At 30.7% G+C, this 7,445-nt stretch carries 8 protein-coding genes and 1 CRISPR repeat array; of the genes, 3 read left to right on the top strand and 5 right to left on the bottom strand.

Going from position 1 to position 7,445, the window contains the following annotated elements; genetic code table 11:
* Window positions 1–49: 49 nt before the first annotated feature.
* Window positions 50–459: direct repeats of the CRISPR family, unit length 36 nt; unit sequence GTTTCGATCACCCTAAGGTGAAGAGCTCTTTTAAAC.
* A 303-nt stretch (window positions 460–762) separates the two neighbouring features.
* The 3 genes from MR593_RS07680 to MR593_RS07670 form a co-directional block, all read right to left on the bottom strand.
* Entirely contained in the window at window positions 763–1,083 is a 321-nt protein-coding gene (locus MR593_RS07680) for a hypothetical protein (protein ID WP_290691595.1), read from the bottom strand.
* Window positions 1,084–1,086: 3 nt separating this feature from the next.
* A complete protein-coding gene (locus MR593_RS07675; protein ID WP_290691594.1) occupies window positions 1,087–1,998 on the bottom strand; it encodes a DMT family transporter in 912 nt (303 codons plus the stop codon).
* Between the two features lie 110 nt (window positions 1,999–2,108).
* The gene (locus MR593_RS07670) at window positions 2,109–2,744 is read right to left on the bottom strand and encodes a TrkA C-terminal domain-containing protein (RefSeq protein ID WP_290691592.1); all 636 of its coding nucleotides are present in this window, start codon (window positions 2,742–2,744) and stop codon (window positions 2,109–2,111) included.
* Window positions 2,745–3,025: 281 nt separating this feature from the next.
* Here MR593_RS07670 and MR593_RS07665 point away from each other — a divergent pair, with 281 nt between their 5' ends.
* From MR593_RS07665 to MR593_RS07655, 3 genes are all read left to right on the top strand, one after another.
* On the top strand, window positions 3,026–3,922 hold the full coding sequence (locus MR593_RS07665) for a DMT family transporter (RefSeq protein ID WP_290691590.1): 897 nt from the start codon (window positions 3,026–3,028) through the stop codon (window positions 3,920–3,922).
* Between the two features lie 45 nt (window positions 3,923–3,967).
* Entirely contained in the window at window positions 3,968–5,239 is a 1,272-nt protein-coding gene (locus tag MR593_RS07660) for a Gfo/Idh/MocA family protein (RefSeq protein WP_290691588.1), read from the top strand.
* 293 nt (window positions 5,240–5,532) lie between these two features.
* Window positions 5,533–6,186 (top strand): DUF3867 domain-containing protein, encoded by a 654-nt coding sequence (locus MR593_RS07655; RefSeq protein WP_290691587.1) that lies wholly within the window; start codon window positions 5,533–5,535, stop codon window positions 6,184–6,186.
* A gap of 118 nt (window positions 6,187–6,304) precedes the next feature.
* Here the strand turns inward: MR593_RS07655 and MR593_RS07650 are convergent, their stop codons facing one another.
* Entirely contained in the window at window positions 6,305–6,943 is a 639-nt protein-coding gene (locus MR593_RS07650) for an isochorismatase family cysteine hydrolase (protein ID WP_290691585.1), read from the bottom strand.
* 130 nt (window positions 6,944–7,073) lie between these two features.
* Window positions 7,074–7,445: glycerophosphodiester phosphodiesterase (locus MR593_RS07645; RefSeq protein ID WP_290691583.1), on the bottom strand; the 372-nt coding region annotated here is incomplete at its 5' end.

The following is a 7,445-nucleotide window of genomic DNA, read 5'->3' as shown; positions in this document are numbered from 1 at the left end:
CTTTTAAACTAAAATATGAAATTTATTTATACATTCTTGCACTAATTCAGTTTCGATCACCCTAAGGTGAAGAGCTCTTTTAAACAAGAAACATTCATAGAACATATGGAAGCTAGTCAAAAGGGTTTCGATCACCCTAAGGTGAAGAGCTCTTTTAAACCTATACAGAGAATAATAGATTTAAACTATTGTTCGGATCGTTTCGATCACCCTAAGGTGAAGAGCTCTTTTAAACGTTTATGATTCTTGGTTTATCAGCCTGACAAGGCGTAGGTTTCGATCACCCTAAGGTGAAGAGCTCTTTTAAACAAGAGAATCATCTATAAATGTAAGATATTATGAAGAAGTTTCGATCACCCTAAGGTGAAGAGCTCTTTTAAACAAGACTATGGTTGGGACTATAGTATTTCAGAAAAATTAGAAGTTTCGATCACCCTAAGGTGAAGAGCTCTTTTAAACCCCTAGAATTTTAGCCCTTGCAATTACTAGCTTTGAGACCCACGTTGCGGGGTACAACTTTTTCCTTACATATAAATTTTATTATACATACTCAAAAGTACCTCAAACCGTTGGTATTACTGCTGCGTGGGACTTTGAAAATTTAATAAAGCAAAATCACTAATTTACTTTATTATTTTAATCTATAATACCAATACAATTCAAAATAGATTTAAAAAATTAACCTATAAAAAATAGTATTTCATATTAATATGTATAACTATAGTATATCACAAAAAACATTGAAATTTCAACATTATATACCTATTTACCGTTCCTAAGATTCCTAAAAAACTTCTTTATCATATCCACCACATAATAAACAGAATTAGTAATCCCATCAGTATACTTATCATACAAAATATGAGTCTTAACCTCGCTGTCCTTAATCACAGTATAATTACAAAGCACATCATCAGATATCTCCACGATCTCGCCATTTTCAAGCTTCACGACATAAATCACATCATCTAACAAGACATCAGTCATCTTCTTCTCCCTAGTTTTACACTCTATAACAGTTCCCTTCAAATAATTCTTAAAAACATATCCCTTGCTAATCAATATTTTTTGTCCAACTTCCATTTTTTATACCTCCTTGTCTATGTGGCAGCTTTTATGTGAAAATAAATTTGGTTTTACCTGGCAGAGAATTATCCCGATAAATATCAGCAAGCAGCCGACAACCATCTTAATCGTAAGTGTTTCCTTTAAAATTGTTATTGCGAATAATGTCGCAAATATAGTCTGTGAGGAAAGTATAAGCGATGCATTGACTGGCTTTGTGTATTTTTGGCATATATTTTGCAGAGATAGCGTAATCAATGTGCTTATAAATCCCAAAAATAAAATTCCAAATACACTTAATTTTGTAAGTCTAGAGAAGTCATAAGCTCCCTCCATTAAAAATGCCGTAATACCTCCCAATACAGCACATGTCAAAATCTGCACGATCACCAAAATCATAGGGTCGATTTTCTCTGTGTATCTATCTATATAAATCATATGCATGCTAAATCCAAAGGCTCCAAGTAGTGTTATCAAATCGCCAAATCCCATGGTAAAATTCTCCTTCAAAGACAAAAATCCAACACCGATCATAACTATTATCCCAGCTGATATCTGGTAAATATCTGGTCTATTTTTACTTATCGCCCAATACAAAAATGGAACCATCACGACATCCGTTACAGATAGAAATGAACTATTACTAGCAGTTGTGTACTCAAGCCCTATATTCTGTGCCAAATAACCGATATACGCAAATAAGCCCAGCACCATACCACATATGAGATCTTCTTTTTTTATCTGCTTTAATTTATTAAAAAATATCACGACAAGCGCAATTGATGCAATAATAAATCTAAATGCAATCGTATAAAATGGAGGAATTGACCCCACTGTAAATTTTATAGCGATAAACGCAAATCCCCATATAATGGCTACTAAAACTAGCCCTATATTAGAAAATAATTCCTTATTTTTTATATTTAAATTCAAATCTATCACCCAACTTTCTGATATGTAATTATATTAACATAATTTATGGGGATATAGTAATTTTTAGATAAAAAAATGTTACAAGAGTATTTGGACTCTTGTAACACTTTTTATTTAGCATCATTAGTATCATATAAAAATGCCGGTACAGAATTGTAGATATGTTTATCTCCAACTACTAATAGTAAATCTCCAACTAAAAATTCTATATATGGTCCTGGAGAGATTATAAGTTCTTCGCCTCTTTTTACAGCAACAATTGTTGCACCTGTATTTTGCCAGAATTTAGTTTCACCTGCTGTTTTTCCTATGTACTTGCAGTTTTCTTCAATATTGAATTGAACTGGAACTAGTGGATTTATAATTTCTAGTCTGTTTGAATAGTCGATAATCTTGTTTAGAGTATCTACTATTTCGTTTTCAAGTTTTGATTTTTCACTTAGCAATTTGTATAAACTGCTTTTGTAAGATGAAATATTTGTAATATCTTGGTATTTTTTTATGAATGATAGCGCTTTTTTAGAAGAAAGTACGATAACTCCTTTGCCTTTGACACTTTCGACAATTTTTATATCTTCTAGAAGCTTTATAGCACGTCTGATAGTTTCTGGAGAAACGTTGTATTTTCCAGCTAAAACAGAGCGTCCATATAGAGTACTGCCTTCTACTATACTTCCTGTATAGATTTTGTTTGCCAAATCTAACGCAATTTTTTGATAGATTGGCATAGTGTAATTATCTTGCATTTTCCCACCCCCTCATGATAACGATTTTGAATAACCTTAATTACTATTTTATAACTATTAAATTAATATGCAATACAAAAAATAAAAAAACTTAGAGATTTTTTTTAACATATAAAGAACAAACAAAAAAATATAAAAATTATATGAATATAAATGGAAAATCAGGGAAATATATTTAATATCTATGGTTTGACGAATAAAAAAATAAACGATAAAATAATATGCTGGAGTGTATAATTGAAATCGATATTATAGATAATTTATTAAGGAGGAATTTTGTAATGGACAAAGTAATCAAATCGAACAGAATAAAAGGAATACTCTGCATAATTGCCTCTGCGTGTGGATTTGCAGTTATGTCGGCGTTTATAAAGATGGCGGGCGATTTGCCGAGCTTTCAAAAGACCTTTTTTAGAAATCTAGTAGCAGCACTTCTAGCTCTATATTTAATAATAAAGCACAAGGGAAGCTTAGTAGGGAAGAAGGAGAACAGAAAGGTACTAGTTTTAAGATCTCTATTTGGGACTATAGGTATAGTATGTAACTACTACGCAGTGGATAGACTTGTGCTATCAGATGCCAATATGTTGAATAAATTAAGTCCGTTTTTAGTCGTTATTTTCTGCGCTTTGTTTTTAAAGGAAAAAATAAATTTAAAGCAAATTACGATGATAACAGTAGCCTTTATAGGAGCTTTATTTATAATAAAGCCAAGCTTTAACGTGCAGGTGATACCTTATCTAGTCGGAGTGATGGGAGCAATATTTGCAGCGCTTGCCTATACATGTGTCAGGGTTTTAGGTAATAAGGAGGATTACTATACAATAGTATTTTTCTTCTCAACTTTTTCGCTTATAGTTATTTTACCGGTATTTTTAGCTGTTTATAAGCCGATGACACTTATGCAACTTGTTTACTTGTTACTTGCAGGAGTGTCAGCGAGTGTCGGTCAATTTGGAATTACGCTTGCTTATAAATATGCACCAGCCAAGGAAATTTCTATATACGACTACAGTGGAATAATTTGTTCTGCTGTTTTAGGAATAGTATTTTTCAACGAAAGCCCAGATATGATAAGTATATTGGGTTATCTAGTAGTATTTGCAGCGGCATTTTATATGTTTTTATACAACAAAAAATTAGATAAACAGGACAATCAAAGAAAAAATATATTATAATTAAATGGTACGGAAATTTAGCACTTTAAGAAAAGGGGAATTTATATGGGAAAAGTAAAACTAGCTATTATAGGTACAGGTCTTAGAGGAGCCTATACATATGCTCCACTTGTAGAAAAGTACAAGGACAAATGTGAAATAGTAGCTTTTGTAGAAAATAAAAAGGGAAGAAGAGACTCATTTTTAGAAAAATACCCTGTCGATGAGGAAATGGTATTTGATAGCTTAAATGATTTCATCGCGCACGACAAAGTTGCCGACGCTGTGATAATATCACATTACGACCTTTTACATTACGATACAGCTCAGCTAGCTCTAGTCAGAGGATACGATGTTTTAGTCGAAACTCCCGCAGCAAATAGCTTAGACGGACTTGTCCATCTAAAGGAGTTTGCTGATAAAAATAGCGATAAACTTTTTATGGTAGCTTATAATAATAAATATTCAAATTTTTACAATAAATTACAAGAAATCGTGGACAGCGGGGACTTAGGCAATCTAGTAAATATTTCATACAATGTCGACATCGGATATAAAAGCTTCATCCACAATTACGTAAGAGGAAATTGGAGAATAACTAGCGATACAGCTGCAATCATGCTTACAAGTAGCTGTCAGGATATAGACACTATGATAAAATTATCAGGTGGAAGCTGTGAAAAGGTAGCTTGTTTTTCTGATTTAAGAGTATTTAATTGGGATAATTTCAATACTAAAATGAGTGAAAGCTGCTTTAGATGTTTAGAAGAGGAAAAATGTCCTTTCTCAGCTAAGAAAATGTATTTAAATGAAGATCAATTTGAAAACAAGGCAGTTCACGTAAATCCTACAAAGGAAAACCTTGAAGAAATATTAAAAGAAGGTCCTTATGGAAAATGCGTTTTCTACTGCGACAACGATGTATCTGACAATTTAACTAGCATATTTAAATTCGACAATAAAGTAACTGCAAACTTCAATATAAACGCATTCACAGGTGAAAGTGACAAAAAAATAAGACTGTTCTTCAAAGAAGGTGAAGTAGAGGCTTCATATAAAGATAAACAAATAAAAATCAAAAAATTCTTAAATGGCGAAGAACAAGTATTAAATATAGAAGAGGAAGATGTAGACGAAAAGCTATTTGTAGATTTTATAAATAGAGTACAAGATAATAACTTAGATTCATGCGTCGCATCTGTAGGTGAGGTTATAGAAAGTCACGTAGCTACATTCGCGGCAGAATTTGCCAACGTCAGCAATACTGTGGTAGATGTAAAATCATTCTTCAATAATGCAGTAGATATGACTAAGCAAATAGAAAATATTATTTTCTAAGAAAATTTAATTTTTTATGCTATAAAAATAAGAGGTATGAGCAAAATAATGTTAAATACTTTATTTTCTCTTACCTCTTTTAAAATAAAATTATATATCTTTAGATCTAGGGAGTTACTAAAAACAACAATATAATAAAAACTAATAAAAGTCTAAATGACAATTCACACCTCCTGAGCTATTTATATATAATATTATTTAAATTGAAAAATATAACAAATAATCAATAATTAATAGAGCAATTTATGGTATAATCTTATGAAGGTTATTTTTTACAGGCAGGAGGGATTTAGATGTCAGATGATAGAATAATAGATTTTAACGAATTAAAAAATAAAGTCAAAGAAACTGACATAGACAAATTTGAAAATTATATGTATGAGCTTTATTTTTCGGTGGCAGACGGAAGCATGACTATGTCGGAGTTTACATCAAAAATATACGATTATATGAGAGAAAACAATATATCTAATGAAAAATTTATGAATATACAAAAGAAACTACTAGAAAGATATGGAGTAGATGAAGCCGAAATAGAAAGACAGCTAAAAAGCATGGGTATAAATCCAAATGATTTAAACAGCATGGGTTCTATGAATATAAACGATATAAGAAATTATACTATGAATGCAAATAACAACAGCCAAGAGCCAAAGGTAGAAGTGGTGTCTAAGGACGATATAAAAGAAACAATTGTGAAGAATTCAGATTTTTACAATAAATTTTCAAAAAGATTGGAATACGATAGCTTCATAATAAGCCATCTAAAAAACGATGTAAACGACCTTAAAATCGTAATAAATAAAGAAAAGGTAACATTGATGAGTGCAGGAAGTATCAACTTAGTCGATTCACAATTAAATGAATTTTTACTAGATTACAAAAATATGATAGGTAAGAAAATGAAGGTTACAATTTGCGAAAACTGTAAAGAATACGATTACTAGAAATAAACGACGATGGAATTTTCCATTGTCGTCGTTTTTTAAAGAAAGAAGGCCTACAAAATAGAGTAATATCTATTATATAGGCCTTCTTTCTTTTGAAGTGTGTGTTTTTAGTTATTTATAATGAAAATTTCTTAATTAGCTTAACACCATTTTGAAGCATACTATTTAAAAATACTATGTTCAAAAGATCTCCTGGATGAACAAATGGTATATCATATGTATCTACCAAATTCATAGGGACTACGATGTTTTTGTTAATATTTTTTTCATTAAAATAAGCCTTTAGAGTCACTGCAAACTGATATATACATATATCTGTACAGTCACCAACAACCACTACATTATCTATATCGTCCAATATATTAACATCCATAGCAAAGAATCCGTTTGTAGAATTTTTTGGTATAATTTCGAGGTTTTTAATATTTAAAAGTTCATCTACCACCTTACATTCTTCAGTATCTACTAGACAGTGCTCTGGGTAGCTATTTAATTCTACAGAATTCTTATCGTGTGTATCTGTAAAGGCTATAATTTTGTTTAACTTCTCCTCCAAAGGTTTTACAAATTCATAGATAGGAGTTATAAGAGATTTTATCCTATCAGAATATAGAGCTCCTTCTTTGGCAAATCCGTTGTTTATATCTACTATAAATAAAGCAGTTTTACTTAGATCGTAGTCAGCTAAATTTTCAATAGGTAAATTATCTAAGTTTTTTTGTAAAACTTCAAATTCCATAAGTATATTATCCATTTGTAACCTCCACAATAATTTAATAAAATTGTATAATTTTCTTTTAAATATGTCAATAGGTATTGCTAATTTATTGTATTAATTGTTTAATATATAGTATTTTTACAATTGTAATATTAGCTTTCAAAAGTTAATCATTGACAATAGTATTTATTATTTTAGGGTAGTTTGTAAAAATACCGTCTACCTTGAACTTTATGAGCTTTCTCATTATAGTTATAGAATTGACAGTGTAAACCTGTACTAAAATGTCCTTTTTATGAGCTTCGTCTACAAATTCCTTGTTCACTAGATCGTAAGAAGGATGTATATAAGTGCATTTGCAGTCCTTGCATGTTTTTAATGCTTTTTTTAAGCCACCTCGTTTAAATGTAAGGGCGCTTACTAAATAAGCAGTTTTGATTTTGCTGTTTAGCTTGCTCAATTTTTTTAGGCTTTTTACGTTGAAAGTTGATATTACGACTCTGTTTTCCATTTTGTATTTTTTGACTAATGCCACAAC

Origin of the sequence: Intestinibacter sp., assembly GCF_022780145.1 — a bacterium.
Classification (GTDB): Bacteria; Bacillota; Clostridia; order Peptostreptococcales; family Peptostreptococcaceae; genus Intestinibacter.
This window is presented reverse-complemented; position numbering and strand designations above follow the sequence as displayed.